At 68.2% G+C, this 14,938-nt stretch carries 17 protein-coding genes; 7 read left to right on the forward strand and 10 right to left on the reverse strand.

Annotated features, from left to right (window positions below; translation table 11 throughout):
• Nucleotides 1-15 precede the first annotated feature (15 nt).
• Nucleotides 16-651 (forward strand): glycerol-3-phosphate 1-O-acyltransferase PlsY, encoded by a 636-nt coding sequence (gene plsY / locus BA022_RS02525; protein ID WP_088886456.1) that lies wholly within the window; start codon nt 16-18, stop codon nt 649-651.
• 78 nt (nt 652-729) lie between these two features.
• Here plsY and BA022_RS02530 read toward each other — a convergent pair whose 3' ends face one another.
• Genes BA022_RS02530 through BA022_RS02540 form a run of 3 tightly spaced genes read right to left on the reverse strand, consistent with a single transcriptional unit; the run spans nt 730 to nt 2,900 of the window.
• On the reverse strand, nt 730-1,731 hold the full coding sequence (locus BA022_RS02530) for an HD-GYP domain-containing protein (RefSeq protein WP_088886457.1): 1,002 nt from the start codon (nt 1,729-1,731) through the stop codon (nt 730-732).
• Nucleotides 1,732-1,753: 22 nt separating this feature from the next.
• Nucleotides 1,754-2,398: a retropepsin-like aspartic protease family protein gene (locus BA022_RS02535; RefSeq protein ID WP_011805907.1), complete on the reverse strand. Its 645-nt coding sequence runs from the start codon at nt 2,396-2,398 to the stop codon at nt 1,754-1,756.
• 16 nt (nt 2,399-2,414) lie between these two features.
• Complete coding sequence (locus tag BA022_RS02540; protein ID WP_015913669.1) at nt 2,415-2,900, reverse strand: YajQ family cyclic di-GMP-binding protein; 486 nt, start codon at nt 2,898-2,900, stop codon at nt 2,415-2,417.
• A 67-nt stretch (nt 2,901-2,967) separates the two neighbouring features.
• Here BA022_RS02540 and murB point away from each other — a divergent pair, with 67 nt between their 5' ends.
• Nucleotides 2,968-4,044 carry a UDP-N-acetylmuramate dehydrogenase gene (gene murB, locus BA022_RS02545; protein ID WP_015913668.1) on the forward strand — a complete coding sequence of 359 codons (1,077 nt, stop codon included), beginning with the start codon at nt 2,968-2,970 and terminating at the stop codon, nt 4,042-4,044.
• A gap of 104 nt (nt 4,045-4,148) precedes the next feature.
• Here the strand turns inward: murB and BA022_RS02550 are convergent, their stop codons facing one another.
• The 3 genes from BA022_RS02550 to BA022_RS02560 all read right to left on the reverse strand — a co-directional run bounded on the left by BA022_RS02550 (nt 4,149) and on the right by BA022_RS02560 (nt 7,226).
• Complete coding sequence (locus BA022_RS02550; RefSeq protein ID WP_088886458.1) at nt 4,149-5,681, reverse strand: DASS family sodium-coupled anion symporter; 1,533 nt, start codon at nt 5,679-5,681, stop codon at nt 4,149-4,151.
• Between the two features lie 143 nt (nt 5,682-5,824).
• Nucleotides 5,825-6,280, reverse strand: coding sequence for a carboxymuconolactone decarboxylase family protein (locus BA022_RS02555; protein ID WP_047350461.1), 456 nt, complete (start codon nt 6,278-6,280; stop codon nt 5,825-5,827).
• Nucleotides 6,281-6,362: 82 nt separating this feature from the next.
• Nucleotides 6,363-7,226: an RNA polymerase sigma-70 factor gene (locus BA022_RS02560; RefSeq protein WP_228403688.1), complete on the reverse strand. Its 864-nt coding sequence runs from the start codon at nt 7,224-7,226 to the stop codon at nt 6,363-6,365.
• 346 nt (nt 7,227-7,572) lie between these two features.
• On the opposite strand from BA022_RS02560, the gene BA022_RS02565 reads away from it, so the two are divergent.
• Nucleotides 7,573-8,241: a 7-cyano-7-deazaguanine/7-aminomethyl-7-deazaguanine transporter gene (locus tag BA022_RS02565; protein WP_015913664.1), complete on the forward strand. Its 669-nt coding sequence runs from the start codon at nt 7,573-7,575 to the stop codon at nt 8,239-8,241.
• Nucleotides 8,238-8,957 (forward strand): 7-cyano-7-deazaguanine synthase QueC, encoded by a 720-nt coding sequence (gene queC, locus BA022_RS02570; RefSeq protein ID WP_088886460.1) that lies wholly within the window; start codon nt 8,238-8,240, stop codon nt 8,955-8,957. Before BA022_RS02565 ends, queC begins: the two co-directional genes overlap by 4 nt.
• Before the next feature lie 90 nt (nt 8,958-9,047).
• Here the strand turns inward: queC and argG are convergent, their stop codons facing one another.
• From argG to BA022_RS02590, 4 genes are all read right to left on the reverse strand, one after another.
• A complete protein-coding gene (gene argG / locus BA022_RS02575) occupies nt 9,048-10,394 on the reverse strand; it encodes an argininosuccinate synthase (RefSeq protein ID WP_011805899.1) in 1,347 nt (448 codons plus the stop codon).
• A gap of 66 nt (nt 10,395-10,460) precedes the next feature.
• Nucleotides 10,461-10,778, reverse strand: coding sequence for a pyrimidine/purine nucleoside phosphorylase (gene ppnP, locus BA022_RS02580; RefSeq protein WP_011805898.1), 318 nt, complete (start codon nt 10,776-10,778; stop codon nt 10,461-10,463).
• Nucleotides 10,779-10,948: 170 nt separating this feature from the next.
• Complete coding sequence (locus BA022_RS02585) at nt 10,949-11,629, reverse strand: glycine zipper 2TM domain-containing protein (protein WP_088886461.1); 681 nt, start codon at nt 11,627-11,629, stop codon at nt 10,949-10,951.
• A gap of 113 nt (nt 11,630-11,742) precedes the next feature.
• On the reverse strand, nt 11,743-12,129 hold the full coding sequence (locus tag BA022_RS02590) for an ArsC family reductase (RefSeq protein WP_088886462.1): 387 nt from the start codon (nt 12,127-12,129) through the stop codon (nt 11,743-11,745).
• A 47-nt stretch (nt 12,130-12,176) separates the two neighbouring features.
• Here BA022_RS02590 and folC point away from each other — a divergent pair, with 47 nt between their 5' ends.
• From folC to BA022_RS02605, 3 genes are read left to right on the forward strand one after another with little or no spacing between them, the layout of a single operon-like run.
• On the forward strand, nt 12,177-13,502 hold the full coding sequence (folC, locus tag BA022_RS02595; protein WP_088886463.1) for a bifunctional tetrahydrofolate synthase/dihydrofolate synthase: 1,326 nt from the start codon (nt 12,177-12,179) through the stop codon (nt 13,500-13,502).
• A gap of 14 nt (nt 13,503-13,516) precedes the next feature.
• The gene (locus BA022_RS02600; RefSeq protein WP_011805894.1) at nt 13,517-14,359 is read left to right on the forward strand and encodes an SPOR domain-containing protein; all 843 of its coding nucleotides are present in this window, start codon (nt 13,517-13,519) and stop codon (nt 14,357-14,359) included.
• 40 nt (nt 14,360-14,399) lie between these two features.
• A complete protein-coding gene (locus tag BA022_RS02605; RefSeq protein WP_088886464.1) occupies nt 14,400-14,888 on the forward strand; it encodes a CvpA family protein in 489 nt (162 codons plus the stop codon).
• The last annotated feature ends 50 nt before the right edge of the window (nt 14,889-14,938 follow it).

The following is a 14,938-nucleotide window of genomic DNA, read 5'->3' on the forward strand; positions in this document are numbered from 1 at the left end:
TGAGCGCCCCTTGTCGTGAGCACTGTCCTTTTGCCCCTTGCCGCTGCCGTGGCCGCCTACCTGCTGGGCTCCCTGTCGTTTGCCGTCATCGTCAGCCGCGTGATGGGGCTGTCCGACCCGCGCACCTACGGCAGCAAGAACCCCGGCGCCACCAACGTGCTGCGCTCGGGCTCCAAGGCGGCGGCGGCCGTCACGCTGCTGTTCGATGCGCTCAAGGGCTGGCTGCCCGTGGTGCTGGTGCGCTGGTTCGGCGCGCCCTACGGTCTGGAGGAGGGCACCATGGCGCTGGTCGGCCTGGCGGCGTTCCTCGGCCACCTGTGGCCGGTGTTCTTCCGCTTTGAAGGCGGCAAGGGCGTGGCCACGGCGCTGGGAGTGCTCATAGGCATCAGCGGCTGGCTGGGCCTGGCCACGCTGCTCACCTGGGTGATCATTGCGTTCTTCTTCCGCTACTCGTCGCTGGCCTCTCTGGTGGCCGCGGTGTTCGCGCCGTTCTTCTACGTGCTGGGCGGTGGCGTGGCGTGGTACACCGATGCGCGCGTGGGCGTGGCCATCGCCGTGATGTCGGGCCTGCTGGCCTGGCGCCACAAGGAAAACATCCAGCGCCTGCTGCAGGGCAAGGAATCGCGCCTGGGCTCCAAGAAGAAAGCCTAAAAGCCGGGCACGCGCCTGTCCGCACCCGGCAGGCGGCACGCAGTGCCGTGTGTTTCCTGATGCCGTAGGCCCGGCTTTTCAGCGGGACAGGGTCTGTGTGCGCTGGGCCGCATAAAGCCCCAGGCGCACCATGGTGCGGTTGTGCAGTTCCACCGTCACCGCCGACCGCGCCAGCGCCGACTGGATGCGCGGCTGTCCGCGCACCGTGTGGTAGAGCGCGGGCGAGGCCAGCGGCTCGCCCTTGGCATCCAGCACGCTGGCCACCAGCGGGAAGTTCGCCCGCTCGCTGCGGCGCAGCACCACGGCCGTCTCGCCGTTGTCCAGGCGTACGAACGTGCCCGGCGGGCACAGGCCCACGGTGCGCACCAGCATGAGGCTGGCTTCGTCGCGCGCGTCGCTGTCCTGGCCCACGATGGCGCGTACCGAGTCGGTGGCGCTGCGGCCGGCGCGGGACTTGCGCGGGCTGATCAGGGCCGCGTAGCGGTCGATGGTGCTCAGGATGCGCGTGAGCCGCTCCCGTACGGGCAGGCTCGCCAGGGGGACGGCCGCATCGGATGAGGGCGCATGGTGCGTCGCCACGATCTCCAGCCACAGGTCGTTGGTGACCTGCAGATCTTCCAGCATGTCCAGTCCAAGCCGAGGGTGGCTGGCCACGACCTGCTGCTGCTCGGCCGAGAGCGGCTCGCGCTGCACGGCCAGCGCATCCTGCAGCGCCGTCATGCCGATGTTCATGGTGAACGCCGCGCGCACCAGGCTGTCGCGCTCCTGCGGCGGCAACTGCAACTCCTGCGCCAGGATGTGGCACAGCGTGCCGCACACAAGCGCATGCGATGCGCTGTAGCCCACGGTGGAGGTGGCGGCGAGCTGGAACATGAGGTACAGCGCGGCGTCGATGTCGTGCGCCACCAGGTCCTGAAGCCAGCGGTCGCACTGGCGCACCTTGGCCACGAAGTCGCGCGCCTGCCGTGGCCGCGCGAGCAGCGCCGACAGGGCGGACTCCAGGTCGGACCACTGGCCCAGCAGGTCTTCGTAGTCGCTGCCCGACGGATCGGTGCCACTGGGTTGGGGCTGTGCGGACATGGGGGCCTGAGGGCGACGCGCGTCAGCGGCGGCGTTGCAGCACCATCTCGTCGCCGCTGCGGTTCATGTGGAATTCGCGCAGGAAGCTGTTGCCCAGCAGCACATAGGGCATGGCCTCCGCGGTGACGATGGCGTCCACGCTGCGCAGTTCCACATCGCCCACCCGCACGGACTCCAGCCGCATGCGCCAGCCCTGCGCCGTGCCGTTGGCGGTGTTCATCATCACGGGCTGGCCCTGTTCGAACTTCAGGCCCATGCGCTGCGCGTCGGGCCGGCCGATGGCCACGGTGGTGGCGCCCGTGTCCACCATGTACTGCATCACGCGACCGTTGATGAAGCCGCTGTTGATGAAATGCCCACGCGCGTCGGCCTTGAGCACGATACGCTGGCCGGCCGCGCTGCCGCCAATGCTCACGGGCGACTCGCCCAGCTGGATCGCGCGCTGCGCGCCCGCGACCTCCAGCACCACGCCGTCGCGGCCCACCGAGACCACGCGCACGCCCATGTGGGAGCCGCCCGGTGCCACGCTGCGCGGCGCGCTGCCGTCCACCACCAGCAGGGCCTTGCCGCCCAGGATGCCGGCCAGCGCCACGCTTTGCGCATAGGCGGCGGGCAGGCCGGTGGCTGCCAGCAGGGCGGCGGCCAGGCGCAGGGTCAGGCGGTGCATGGGCGGCGGGCGGTCATCAGTCGCGGAAGTTGTCGAACGTCAGCGGCAGGTCGGCGATGTCCTTGCGGATCAGCGCCATGGCGGCCTGCAGGTCGTCGCGCTTGGCGCCGGTGACGCGCACCTTGTCTTCCTGGATGGCAGCCTGCAGTTTGAGCTTGCTGTCCTTGATCAGGCGCTGGATCTTCTTGGCCTGCTCGCTGTCAATGCCGTTCTTGACCTTCACCACCTGCTTGAGCTTGTCGCCGCCGATCTTCTGGGGCTTTTGCACGTCCAGGAAGCGCACGTCCACGTTGCGCTTGGTGAGCTTGTTGCGCAGGATGTCCTCGACTTGCTGCAGCTGGAAGTCGGCGTCGCCGAACAGCGTGATTTCCTTGTCTTTCAGCTCGACGGCGGCAGAGGTGCCCTTGAAGTCAAAGCGCGTGCCGATCTCCTTGGCGGTGTTCTCCACGGCGTTTTTCACTTCAACGAAGTTGGCTTCACAGACGGTATCAAAAGAAGGCATGGCATCACTCGCGGCTAACTCGGTACAAACCCGCGCCCGCCTGGGGGCGGGTGCGACAATCCGGTCGATGTTAGTCGAGAAAAATGTTCCCCTGCAGACTTACAACACCTTCGGCATCGCCGCACGTGCGCACACCCTGGTGCGCGTGCGCTCGGCCAAGGACGTGCACGACCTGCTGGGCGACCACCGCTTGGAGCGCCAGCCGGTGTTCGTGCTGGGGGGCGGCAGCAACATCGTGCTGACCGGCGACGTCAAGCCCCTCGTGCTGAAGATGGAGATCAAGGGCCTGCGCCTGCTGGAAGAGACCGACAAGGCCTGGATCGTGGAGGCCGGCGCGGGCGAGGTCTGGCACGAGGCCGTGGCCTGGACGCTGGCCCAGGGCTACCCCGGCCTGGAGAACCTGGCGCTGATTCCCGGCACCGTGGGCGCAGCGCCCGTGCAGAACATCGGCGCCTACGGCGTGGAACTGCAGGACCGCTTTCATTCCCTGGTGGCCATCGACCTGGCCACGGGCCGCCCCTTCACGCTGGACGCAGCCCAGTGCGCCTTCGGCTACCGCGACTCGGTGTTCAAGCATGCCGCGCCCCAGGCCCCGCACGAGGGTGGGGGGCTGCACCGCGGCATGGGGCTGGCCGGGCGCGCGGTCATCACCCATGTGCGCTTTCTGCTGCGCAAGGACTGGGCGCCTGAGCTGGGCTACCTGGACCTGGAGCGCAAGCGCCAGGAGGCGGGCGTGGAGCGGCCCACGGCGCAGCAGATCTTTGACTGGGTGTGCGAGATCCGCCGTGCCAAGCTGCCCGACCCGGCCGTGATCGGCAACGCCGGCAGCTTCTTCAAGAACCCCACGGTCACGCCCGAGCAGTGCCAGGACATCATCGCGCGCGACCCGAAGATCGTGCACTACCCCATGCCCGACGGCACCATCAAGCTGGCGGCGGGCTGGCTCATCGACGCCTGCGGCTGGAAGGGCAAGACGGTGGGCAAGGCCGGCGTGTACGACAAGCAGGCGCTGGTGCTGGTCAACCGCGGCACGCCCGACGACAGCGTGACCGGCGGCGAGGTGATGACGCTGGCGCGCGCCATCCAGACCAGCGTGTACGAGCGCTTCGGCATCCGGCTGGAGCCGGAGCCGGTGGTGGTCTAGCAGGCGGTAGCTGCTAACCTTTTGATAGCTGCTACCGCTTATCAGTAAAGGGCTACAGGCCAAAATGCCTGTAATCGCATGGGCCATAGGCCGGCGAAGGGGCCTCAGCGCGCCGGCAGGGTCATGTAGCCCATCCAGGGCCAGTAGGTCAGCGCAAACACCACCAGCAGCGCGATGGCCACGGCGGTGAGCACCAGGCCCGTGCGCACATAGTCCTTGATGTCGAAGGTGTCGGTGCCGTAGGCCAGCATGCCCTGGGGCGAGTTCACCGGCAGGATGAAGCCGATGCTGACCACGAACTGCAGCAGCATGGTCATGCCGATGGGGTTGATGCCCGGCGTCTGCACCGCCTGCATCACGCTGATGATGATCGGAATCATGGTCGAGGCCAGGCCCGTGGCGCTGGCAAACCCCAGGTGGATCACGATCAGGAACAGCGCCAGCAGCATGAAGATGGCGAATGCCGTGGCGTTGGCCAGGCCGAGGCTGTCCACGATCAGGCGTGCCAGCCAGGGCGCGGCCTCGGTCTTGAGCAGGGCTGCACCCATGGCGATGCCCACGGCGAACAGCAGCACCGTACCCCAGGGGAAGCCCCTTTGCGACTCCTTCCAGCCCATCACGCCCAGGCGCGGCAGCAGCATCAGTGCGATGGCCACGATGGTGGAGGTGGTGGTGTCCACGTCGTGCAGCACACCCTCGGTCGCCCAGAAGCCCAGCAGCACCAGCGTGATGCCCAGCAGCTTCCACTGGTTGGCGGTCATGGGGCCCAGCTCGGCCAGTTGGCGATGGATGGCCTCGCGCCCGCCGGCGATGTGGTCCATCTCGGGCCTGAGCATGCGCGTCATGACGAAGTACAGCGCGATGGTCAGCACGACGGAGTACGGCGCCCCGGCCACGAACCACTGGCCCCAGGTGATGGTCTGGCCGAACTGCTTCTCGATGAAGCCGATGGCCACCATGTTCTGCGCGGCGGCGGTCTTGATGCCGATGTTCCACACGCTGGCGGTCTGCGCGGCGGTGATCACCACCAGCGCCGCGAACTTGCTGCGCCGCTCCGCCCCGAAGGCCGACAGGAAGCCCAGCATGATCGGCATCAGGCAGGCCACGCGCGCCGTGGCGCTGGGAACGATGAACGACAGCAGAAAGCCCACCAGGATCGCGCCCATCGCCACGTGGTTGGCGCGCGCGGGTACGTACGACAGCACCTGCAGCGCGATGCGTTTGTCCAGCTGCGTCGCCGTCATGGCCGCGGCGATGAAGCAGGCGGCCGCCACCAGCACCACGGCGCTGTTGCTGAAGCCCCCCAGGGCATAGGGCAGCGCGGCGCGCGTGCCCATCATGGCGCCTGCCGCCTCCTTGCCCGGCACGGGGCTGATGGCCAGCAGGACGATCATCAGCGCGCCGATGACGACGGCGCTCACCGCATAGTCCAGCGCCTCGGTCATCCACAGGATCACCGCGAACGCGAGGACGGCCAGCATCATCTGCCCGGCCTGCGGCAGGCCCGGCAGCGCGGGCATGAAGGCGATGAGCAGCAGCACGGCGATGGCCACCCACAGGCCGGCACGTTGGGTGAGCGTGGAGCCGCCCGCGGGTGCGGGCGACGAGGGCAGCGCGGAGGCCGGGGATGACGTCATGGCAGCTTCCTTTCCTTGCAGTGCCCCAGCCTGGCCAGGGCTTGCGGTCATTGTGCGCCGCTGCCCCCATGCCTGGCGGGCAGGGCGGCCGCCTCCGTCGCGCGTGCATGACCTGGGTCAAGGTTGCCGTCTGCGGCGCCAGTTCACGCCGGCGTGTAGCGCCCGGGCGGGGTGCGGAACGCTACATTGAGCCGGTTCCAGCCATTGATCGTGACGATGGCCATCGACAGCTCCACGATCTCCGCTTCGCTGAACTGCGCGCGCACCTCGTCGTACACGGCGTCGGGCACCTGCGACTGCTCCAGACGCGTGAGGGCCTCGGTCCAGGCCAGTGCGGCACATTCGCGCGCATCGAACACGCCGCTCTCGCGCCAGGCGCTGAGCAGGTGCAGCCGCCGGTCGCTTTCGCCATGCTCGCGCGCCTCGCGGGCGTGCATGTCGATGCAGAACGCGCAGCCATTGATTTGCGAGGCGCGCATCTTCACCAGCTCGTGCAACTGGACGGGCAGTTGCCCCGCATCGACGTGTTTTTGCAGGCCGTACATGGCGGCATAGCTTGCGGCGTGGCGAGGGAGGTTGATGCGGGGGGCTGAGGACATGGAAGGCTCCTTGCAGGGGGGTGAGAAAAAAGGGGTGAACGCGGCGCCGCCGCGCAGACGGTGCCGGGCGAAGCGCGCAGGCCTACAGGCCGCGCAGCTTGTCGGGGTTGAGGACGGAATACACCGCGTGGATGTGTACGCCGTCGGTCTCGAAGGCCATGACGGCGCGCACGCCGCCCGCGTCGCGCAGCAGCAGCCCGGGGCCGCCGTTGACGTCCACCGCCTCCATGGTCTGGTGGCTCAGGTAGAGGCGCCACACCGACGCGGCCAGGCGTGCGATCGCACGCGGCCCGTGCAGCAGCTTGGCGGCTGCGCGCACCTTGCCGCCGCCGTCGGCGGTCCACTGCGCATCCTCGGCGAACAGTGCCAGCAGCGCCGCATGGTCCTGCGTGCGCATGGCCTGCACGAAGCGCTCCACCAGCGCACGCGACGCCTCGGGTGTGGCCGTGAAGCGCGCCCTGCGCTGGCGCACCTGGGCGCGCGCGCGGTGCACCAGCTGGCGGCAGGCGGCCTCGCTCTTGCCCAGCACGCTCGCCACCTCGGGGTAGTCGCTGTCGAACACGTCGTGCAGCAGGAAGGCGGCGCGCTCGTCGGGAGTGAGGCGCTCCAGCACCACGAGCAGCGCCACGGACAGGTCGTTGGCCAGTTCGGCGCGTGCATCGGCGGCCGGGGCGCTGTCGCCGGCGATCCACGGTTCCGGCAGCCAGGGCCCGTCATAGGCCGTGCGTTCGATGCGCGCGGCGCGCAGCCGGTCCACGCACAGCCGGGTGACAGTGGTGATCAGCCAGGCCTCGGCCGTCTGCACGCGCTCCAGGGCCGTCGCCTGCCAACGCAGCCAGGCGTCCTGCAGCACGTCCTCGGCATCGGTGCGGCTGCCCAGCATGCGATAGGCCACGCCCGCCAGGCGTGGGCGGTGCTGCTGAAAGGCGGCGAGATGCTGGTCCATGGCGAGTGAGGTTGTCGCGTTCATGCCCCTAAGACGTGCGGCGCATGCATTGTGTGACGGGTGCCTTGAAAAAAATACGCGGCGCAACCCTGTGCGCGGGTGGGATGCGCAAATGTGCCTACAATCGCGCCCCGGCTCTGTTGCCACCATGGGTTCCCTCGCCCCCATCCAGGAACCTCCGCAACACCTGTAGTGCCGCACGCCTCTGTGGGCTCGGTGGCCTGCGTCGATGCAAATCCTCGGGGTGGCCCTGCCACCGCTGTGGTTTGCGCTTCGCGTCCCATACCGATTCGCAGCGTGCTGATCCCTACAGGTATTGCAGAGGTCCCATCCAAAAAGGACTGCCATGACCTCGCTGAAGGCACCATCGCGCGTGCCGTTGTACCTCTCCCTCCTGGTGGCGTTCCATATCGCCATCGTCATCGCCAGCAACTACCTGGTGCAACTGCCCATCAATTTGCTGGGCTTTCACAGCACCTGGGGGGCGTTCAGCTTCCCGTTCATCTTTCTGGCCACCGACCTGACGGTGCGGCTCATCGGCAAGGCCGAGGCGCGCCGCGTCATCACCCGCGCCATGCTGCCGGCGCTGGTGGCGTCGTATGTGGTGGGCGTGCTGTTCCATGAAGGCCGCTTCAACGGCTGGGCGGCGCTGGGTGACTTCAACACCTTCGTGTTCCGCATCGCCTTTGCCAGCTTTGCCGCCTACGTGCTGGGGCAACTGCTGGACATCCAGGTGTTCGACCGTATCCGCCAGAGCAGCCGCTCGTGGTGGCTGGCGCCTGCGGCGGCGTCGGTGTTCGGCCAGGCGCTGGATACGGCGGCGTTCTTCTCCATCGCCTTCTGGCGCAGCCCTGACGCATTTATGGCCGCCCACTGGGGCGAAATCGCCGTGGTGGACTATGTCATCAAGCTGGCCGTGAGCCTGCTGTTCTTCGTGCCGGCCTACGGCGTGGCGCTGGCCGCCATCGTGCGCAGCATGCGCGAGGGCGCGGCCCCGCTCGCGACCGCGCCATGAGCCGCCTGCCGCAGCGGCGCGCGCTGGTGCTGCTGTCGGGCGGGCAGGACTCCGCGACCTGCCTGGCCTGGGCGCTGGCGCGCTATGGGCATGTGGAAACCCTGGGCTTTGACTACGGGCAGCGCCACCGCGTCGAGCTGGACTGCCGGCAGCGGCTGATCGACGGTGTGCGCGCCCTGCCGTGGCCGGGACAGTTGGGGCCGGACCACATGCTGACGGTGGACGTGCTCGCGCAGTTGGGCGGCAGCGCCATGACCGAAGACGTGGCCATCGCCATGCAGGCGGACGGTTTGCCCAACACCTTCGTGCCCGGGCGCAACCTGCTGTTCTTCACCCTGGCGGCGGCGCTGGCCTATCGGCGCGGGCTGGATGTGCTGGTGGGCGGCATGTCCGAGACCGACTATTCCGGCTACCCCGACTGCCGCGACAGCACGCTGAAGGCGCTGCAGGTGGCGCTGAGTCTGGGCGTGGACCGCCCGCTGACGCTGGAAACTCCGCTGATGTGGCGCAGCAAGGCCGACACCTGGGCCCTGGCGCAGCGGCTGGGCGGCGACGCCCTGGTCGAACTGATCCGGTGCGAGTCACACACCTGCTACCTGGGCCAGCGCGGCGACCTGCACGCCTGGGGCCACGGCTGCGGCGGCTGCCCCGCCTGCGAACTGCGCGCACAGGGGTGGGAGCAGTGGACCGCGCAGCGCTCTTTGAACGGCGCATAAAAAAACCACCCGGCAGGCCTGCCGGGTGGTTGCTTCTGTTTTTATAGCTGCTAGCGCACGTCCATCAAGCGCTAGAGGCCTGTTTGATGCTTATTTTTTCTTCGCGCCGCCGTCTTCCAGCTGCGCCAGCGCGGCATTGCCGCCCAGCGACAGCAGGCCGGCGCGTGCATACACGCCCAGCTTGCCGCGCGTGTCGGAGATGTCCAGGTTGCGCATGGTCAACTGGCCGATGCGGTCCAGTGGGCTGAACGGCGCGTCTTCCACCTTTTCCATCGACAGGCGCTCGGGCGCGTAGGTCAGGTTGGGCGACTCGGTGTTCAGGATGGAGTAGTCGTTGCCGCGACGCAGCTCGAGCGTCACGGTGCCGGTCACGGCGCGCGCCACCCAGCGCTGGGCGGTCTCGCGCAGCATGATGGCCTGGGGGTCGAACCAGCGGCCCTGGTACAGCAGGCGGCCGAGCTTCAGGCCGTTCAGGCGGTACTGCTCGATGGTGTCTTCGTTGTGGATGCCGGTGACCAGGCGCTCGTAGGCGATGTGCAGCAGCGCCATGCCGGGGGCTTCGTAGATGCCGCGGCTCTTGGCTTCGATGATGCGGTTCTCGATCTGGTCGCTCATCCCTAAGCCGTGGCGGCCGCCGATGCGGTTCAATTCCAGGAACAGCTCCACAGGGTCGGCGATCTCCTTGCCGTTCACGGCCACGGGTTGCCCCTCGTCGAAGGTGACCGACACTTCTTCGGCCGGCACGTCGACTTCGGGCTTCCAGAACGCCACGCCCATGATGGGGTTGACGATGCGGATGCCGCTGCTGAGGAACTCCAGGTCCTTCGCCTCGTGCGTGGCGCCCAGCATGTTGCTGTCGGTGCTGTAGGCCTTCTCGGCGCTCATCTTGTAGCCGAAGCCTTCCTTGGTCATGAAGGCCGACATCTCGGCGCGCCCGCCCAGCTCGTCGATGAACTTCTGGTCCAGCCAGGGCTTGTAGATCTTCAGCGCGGGGTTGGTGAGCAGGCCGTAGCGGTAGAAGCGCTCGATGTCGTTGCCCTTGAAGGTGGAGCCGTCGCCCCAGATGTGGACGTCGTCCTCCTTCATCGCGGCCACCAGCATGGTGCCCGTCACGGCGCGACCCAGCGGCGTGGTGTTGAAGTAGGTGATGCCACCGGTGCTGATGTGGAACGCTCCGGCCTGGATGGCGGCAATGCCCTCGTGCGCCAACTGCGTGCGGCAGTCGATCAGGCGGGCCTTCTCGGCGCCGTATTCCATGGCCTTGCGGGGAATCTCATCGTAGTCGGCTTCGTCAGGCTGGCCCAGGTTGGCGGTGTAGGCGTAGGGCAGGGCGCCCTTGTTCTTCATCCAGCGCAGCGCGGCGCTGGTGTCGAGGCCGCCCGAGAAGGCGATGCCGACCTTCTGGCCGACGGGGAGGTGTTGCAGGATGGTTGCCATGGGATTCTCTTGAAAATTAATAGCTGCCCGCGCTTGCCTGGTAAGCGCCAGAGGCCTAAAACATGCTCAGCCGTAGTGGCAGATGTAGTGGAAAGCCTCGGTCACGCGGATGTTGAATTTGGAATTGCCCGGCACGCTGAACTTCTCGCCCGCGCCCACCTTGACCCAGGCGTCGGTGCCGTCCAGCTGGTATTCGCAGGATCCGCCCACGCATTCCATGATCTCGGGTGCGCCCGTGCCGAAGGTCAACGTGGCCGGCAGCACCACACCCACCGACTTCTTCGTGCCATCGGGGTACGTGAGGTTGTGGCTCACGCACTTGCCGTCAAAGTACACATTGGCCTGGGTGGTGACGGAAACACCGTCGATTTTTTCGGTGGTCATGGATGGGGGACGCAGAGGATGGGACAAACCATCAATTCTAGAGCCTGCGCGTGCCGGCGCGCCCCGTGCGGGCGCGGGGCGGCGTTTGCCCCGCAGCAACGAAAAAGGGCTCCGAAGAGCCCTTTGGCATGTGCCGTCTGCGTGCTGGCCGCCAGGCCGTGGCGCTCTGCTCAGCGCCAGTAACGGTCGTGGTAGCGGGGCGGGCGGTAGGGATGGCCATAGTTGTCGCGGTATTCGATCACGGTGACGGGCGGCTCCACGATGTAGGCCGGCGGGCCCGGCTGGGTGGACACCACCACGCCCGGCTGCGCATAGCCGCCGGAATAGGTAGGAGAGTAGGTGGGGGCGTAGGTGGGCGGGTATCCGGCGGGAGCGCGCGACACTCCCGGCACCGCCGGCTGCACGGTGAGTGGAATCCACGCGCCTGGGTCGGTCTGCGTGCGCGTGTTGTAGTGCCGGCCGGCGTATTCGTAGACCACGTCGTAGCCGACGATCTGGTTGTCGTAGTAGGTTTCGGTCGTGCAGCGCTGCACGTTCTGGTAGCCGGGGCGGCCACCCTCGATCTGGTTGCCCAGCACCGCGCCACCAATCACACCCAGGGCCGTGGCCGCGGCGCGGCCGCTGCCGCCGCCGATGGCGTTGCCCGCGGCGCCGCCGGCAATCGCGCCCAGCACCGCGCCCGCGCCGGAGGTGGGGCGAGCGCCGCTGTAGATGGTCTCGTTGCCGCAGACCTGCTGCGGAATCGCGATCTGCTCGGTGATGGGCGTGGCCGACAGCACGCGGCCCTGTTCCTGCGCCTGGGCGGCCAGCGCGGCCGTGGCCAGGGCCGCGAGGACAAAAATCTTGTTCATGGGCAAAAAGCTCCTTTCGGTCGGCCTACAACGCGCCGAACCTGCGGGAAGTTTCAGCCCGGCGCGTCAACACACCCGCGCCGACCCGTAAATCTGCGTAAAGATGTGTTGCCTCATGCCTTGGACTGGCTGGCCGCGCGTGCGTTCCATGCCTCGGGGCTGAAGCCCACCGTCACGTCACCCGCGGGGCCGCCCCGCCACTCGACCACGGGCCGCTTGATGACCGAGGGCTGCTCGCACATCAGCGCGGCCGCGCTGGGGGCGTCCGTCACGCCGGCCTGCACGGCCGTGTCCAGCTTGCGCCAGGTCGTGCCCTGGCGGTTGAGCAGCTTCTCCCAGCCCACGGCAGCCATCCACGCGGGCAGGCGCTCGGCGGGCACGCCTTGCTTCTTGAAGTCGTGGAACTGGTAGGCCAAGCCTTGCTCCTGCAGCCAGGCGCGGGCCTTCTTGACGGTGTCGCAGTTGGGAATGCCGTAGACGATGATCGTGGGGGTACTCATGGCCCGGGATCATCGCGCAAGCCCGGCTCGGCGACAATTCATGGGCTATGCACATTCCTCCGCAGACACTGGAAGGCTGGCTTCGCCACTGCGAGCAGCTGCACCCAAAGAACATCGACATGGGCCTGGAGCGCGTGGGCGAGGTGGCGCGCCGCCTGGGGCTGCGCTTCAACTGCCCCGTGATCACCGTGGCGGGCACCAACGGCAAGGGCTCGACCTGCGCCATGCTGGAGGCCGTGGCCCTGCAGGCTGGCTACCGTACGGGGGTCTATACATCGCCCCATCTGGTGCATTTTGAAGAGCGTTGCCGCATCCGTGGCGAGATCGTCGATGCCGCGTCGTTGGTGGCCAGCTTCGAGGCGGTGGAGCGGGCGCGCACGCAGAACGGCAACGAGGTCACGCTGACCTACTTCGAATTCACCACGCTCGCCATCCTGCGGCACATGAGCCTGTCGCTGCTGGACGTGGCCATCCTGGAGGTGGGGTTGGGCGGGCGGCTGGATGCCACCAACATCATCGACGCCGACTGCGCGGTGATCACCAGCGTGGACATCGACCATGTGGAGTTCCTCGGGTCTGACCGCGAAACCATCGGCCGCGAGAAGGCCGGCATCATGCGCACCGGCCGCCCCGTGGTGGTGAGCGACCCCATGCCGCCGCAGAGCGTGATCGACCATGCGCGCGAGATCGGCGCCGACCTGTGGCGCTTCGGGCAGGACTTCAACTTCTCGGGCGACAAGCAGCAGTGGGCCTGGGCCGGGCGCGGGCGCCGCTATGCCGGCCTGGCGTATCCGGCGCTGCGGGGCGCCAACCAGCTGGTCAATGCCTCGGGCGCACTCGCTGCGCTGGAGGCAGTGCGCGAACGCCTGCCCATCACCGCGCAGGCGGTGCGCGCCGGCCTGGCGCTGGTGGAACTGCCGGGGCGCTTCCAGATCGTGCCGGGCCAGCCCACGCTGGTGCTGGACGTGGCACACAACCCGCACTCGGTGGCGGCGCTCACGGCCAATCTGGACGCCATGGGCTACTTCCCGACCACGCACGCGGTGTTTGGCGCCATGGCCGACAAGGATCTGGCGCCCATGCTGGCCAAGGTGGGGCCGGTGATCGACCGCTGGTATTTCACCGACCTGCCCACGCCGCGCGCCGAGACGGCCGCCAGCCTGCAGCAGAAATGGAATGCGCTGCAGATGGTGGCCGGAGGGCGCCGTGAGGTCGCCACCAGCCTGCACGCCAACCCCGAGGAGGCGCTGCGCGCGGCCGTGGAGGCCGCGGACCCCGCTGATAGAATTGTGGTCTTTGGCTCGTTCTACACGGTGGGTGGCGTGCTCCAGCATGGGGTGCCGCGCCTGCAGGCCAAGCATCTGGGCGCATAACGAGTCCGCACTCCATGGCATTTTTCAAGTTTCGTTGGCCTGGCCGGCAGGAGCCGTCGGGCGACACCAACAAACCCGCCAAGCGCTCACGCACTCCGCAGGCCGAGAGCATCGAGGAAATGCGCCGACGCGCGCGCCACCGCCTGCTGGGCGCTGCAGTACTGGTGCTGGTGGGCGTGGTGGGCTTCCCCCTGCTGTTCGACACCCAGCCGCGGCCGGTCCCGGTGAATGTGGCGATGGACATTCCCGATCGCCACAAGGTGGCTCCGCTGGTGGTGCCGCAGCAAGAGGCCAACACCCCCCGCGCCGCGGAGCCGGCGACTTCCGGCCTGGATGCGGGCGAGGAAGTGGTGGCGTCCCGCCCACGCAGTGCGCCAGCGGCCTCGCAGCCCGCTGCGCGCGTGGAACCCAAAGTGCCGGCTAAGGCGGAAACCCCGGCGGAATCCAAGCCCGAGCCCAAACCGGAGCCCAAGCCCGCTCCCAAGGCAGAGGCCAAACCGGAATCCAAACCAGAACCCCGGCCCGATCCCAAGCCTGCGCGCCAGGACGATGCTGCGCGCGCCCGCGCACTGCTCGAAGGCCGCAACCCGCAACCCAGCGCCGCGCCCGCCGCTGCGCGCGAGGAGCAAGGCCGCTTCATCGTGCAGGTAGGCGCCTTCGCGGACGCCGACAAGGCGCGCGAGGTGCGCGATCGGTTGGAGCGCTCTGGCCTCAAGACCTATACCCAGGTGGTGGACACCAAGGATGGCAAGCGCACGCGCGTGCGAGTGGGTCCGTTCACCAGCCGTGCGGACGCCGACAAGGCGGCCGGCCGCGTCAAGGGCGCGGGGCTGTCCGCGTCGGTGTTGGCGCTGTAGGCCGGCTGGCGGCGCGGGACGGCGGTTTCAAAGGTTGCGCATGGCGGCGCTGGACTGGATCTTCCTGGTGGTGCTGTGCGCGTCGCTGCTGATCGGTGCATGGCGCGGGCTGGTGTTCGAGTTGCTGTCGCTGGCCGGCTGGGTGGTGGCGTTCTTTGCCGCGCAATGGTTCGCGGACGATATGGGCGCGCTGCTGCCCATGGGGCAGGCGGATGCCACCTGGCGCCATGTGGCGGGCTTCGCGGTGGTGTTCGTCGGTGCGGTGTTTGCGTGTGGGCTGGTGGCGTGGCTGCTCAAGAAACTGGTCGAGGCGGTGGGCCTGCGGCCCGCGGACCGGGCGCTAGGGGCACTGTTTGGCATGCTGCGCGGCCTGGTGCTGCTGCTGGCCGTGGTGCTGGTGGCCGGCTGGACGCCGATGCAGGATGCGCCGTGGTGGAAGGAATCGCAGGCCGCCCCCCTGTTGCAGGGAGCGCTCAAGGGGTTGAGGCCCGCGCTGCCGGATGAACTGGGCCGCCATCTGCCTTCCTAGCGGGCTTGGCGGCGTGGCCGCGGTGAGTGATGTGTGTGATCGGCGGGAAA

This window comes from Diaphorobacter nitroreducens (assembly GCF_002214645.1).
Classification (GTDB): domain Bacteria; phylum Pseudomonadota; class Gammaproteobacteria; order Burkholderiales; family Burkholderiaceae_C; genus Diaphorobacter; species Diaphorobacter nitroreducens.

Excerpts from the sequence above, each read along its gene's own strand:
- BA022_RS02530 (WP_088886457.1), bottom strand. The coding sequence starts at position 1,731 with ATGTCCGCACAGCCCCAACCCAGTGGCACCGATCCGTCGGGCAGCGAC.
- BA022_RS02535 (WP_011805907.1), bottom strand. The coding sequence starts at position 2,398 with ATGCACCGCCTGACCCTGCGCCTGGCCGCCGCCCTGCTGGCAGCCACC.
- BA022_RS02540 (WP_015913669.1), bottom strand. The coding sequence starts at position 2,900 with ATGCCTTCTTTTGATACCGTCTGTGAAGCCAACTTCGTTGAAGTGAAA.
- murB (WP_015913668.1), top strand. The coding sequence starts at position 2,968 with ATGTTAGTCGAGAAAAATGTTCCCCTGCAGACTTACAACACCTTCGGC.
- BA022_RS02550 (WP_088886458.1), bottom strand. The coding sequence starts at position 5,681 with ATGACGTCATCCCCGGCCTCCGCGCTGCCCTCGTCGCCCGCACCCGCG.
- BA022_RS02555 (WP_047350461.1), bottom strand. The coding sequence starts at position 6,280 with ATGTCCTCAGCCCCCCGCATCAACCTCCCTCGCCACGCCGCAAGCTAT.
- BA022_RS02560 (WP_228403688.1), bottom strand. The coding sequence starts at position 7,226 with ATGGACCAGCATCTCGCCGCCTTTCAGCAGCACCGCCCACGCCTGGCG.
- BA022_RS02565 (WP_015913664.1), top strand. The coding sequence starts at position 7,573 with ATGACCTCGCTGAAGGCACCATCGCGCGTGCCGTTGTACCTCTCCCTC.
- queC (WP_088886460.1), top strand. The coding sequence starts at position 8,238 with ATGAGCCGCCTGCCGCAGCGGCGCGCGCTGGTGCTGCTGTCGGGCGGG.
- argG (WP_011805899.1), bottom strand. The coding sequence starts at position 10,394 with ATGGCAACCATCCTGCAACACCTCCCCGTCGGCCAGAAGGTCGGCATC.
- ppnP (WP_011805898.1), bottom strand. The coding sequence starts at position 10,778 with ATGACCACCGAAAAAATCGACGGTGTTTCCGTCACCACCCAGGCCAAT.
- BA022_RS02585 (WP_088886461.1), bottom strand. The coding sequence starts at position 11,629 with ATGAACAAGATTTTTGTCCTCGCGGCCCTGGCCACGGCCGCGCTGGCC.
- BA022_RS02590 (WP_088886462.1), bottom strand. The coding sequence starts at position 12,129 with ATGAGTACCCCCACGATCATCGTCTACGGCATTCCCAACTGCGACACC.
- folC (WP_088886463.1), top strand. The coding sequence starts at position 12,177 with ATGCACATTCCTCCGCAGACACTGGAAGGCTGGCTTCGCCACTGCGAG.
- BA022_RS02600 (WP_011805894.1), top strand. The coding sequence starts at position 13,517 with ATGGCATTTTTCAAGTTTCGTTGGCCTGGCCGGCAGGAGCCGTCGGGC.
- BA022_RS02605 (WP_088886464.1), top strand. The coding sequence starts at position 14,400 with ATGGCGGCGCTGGACTGGATCTTCCTGGTGGTGCTGTGCGCGTCGCTG.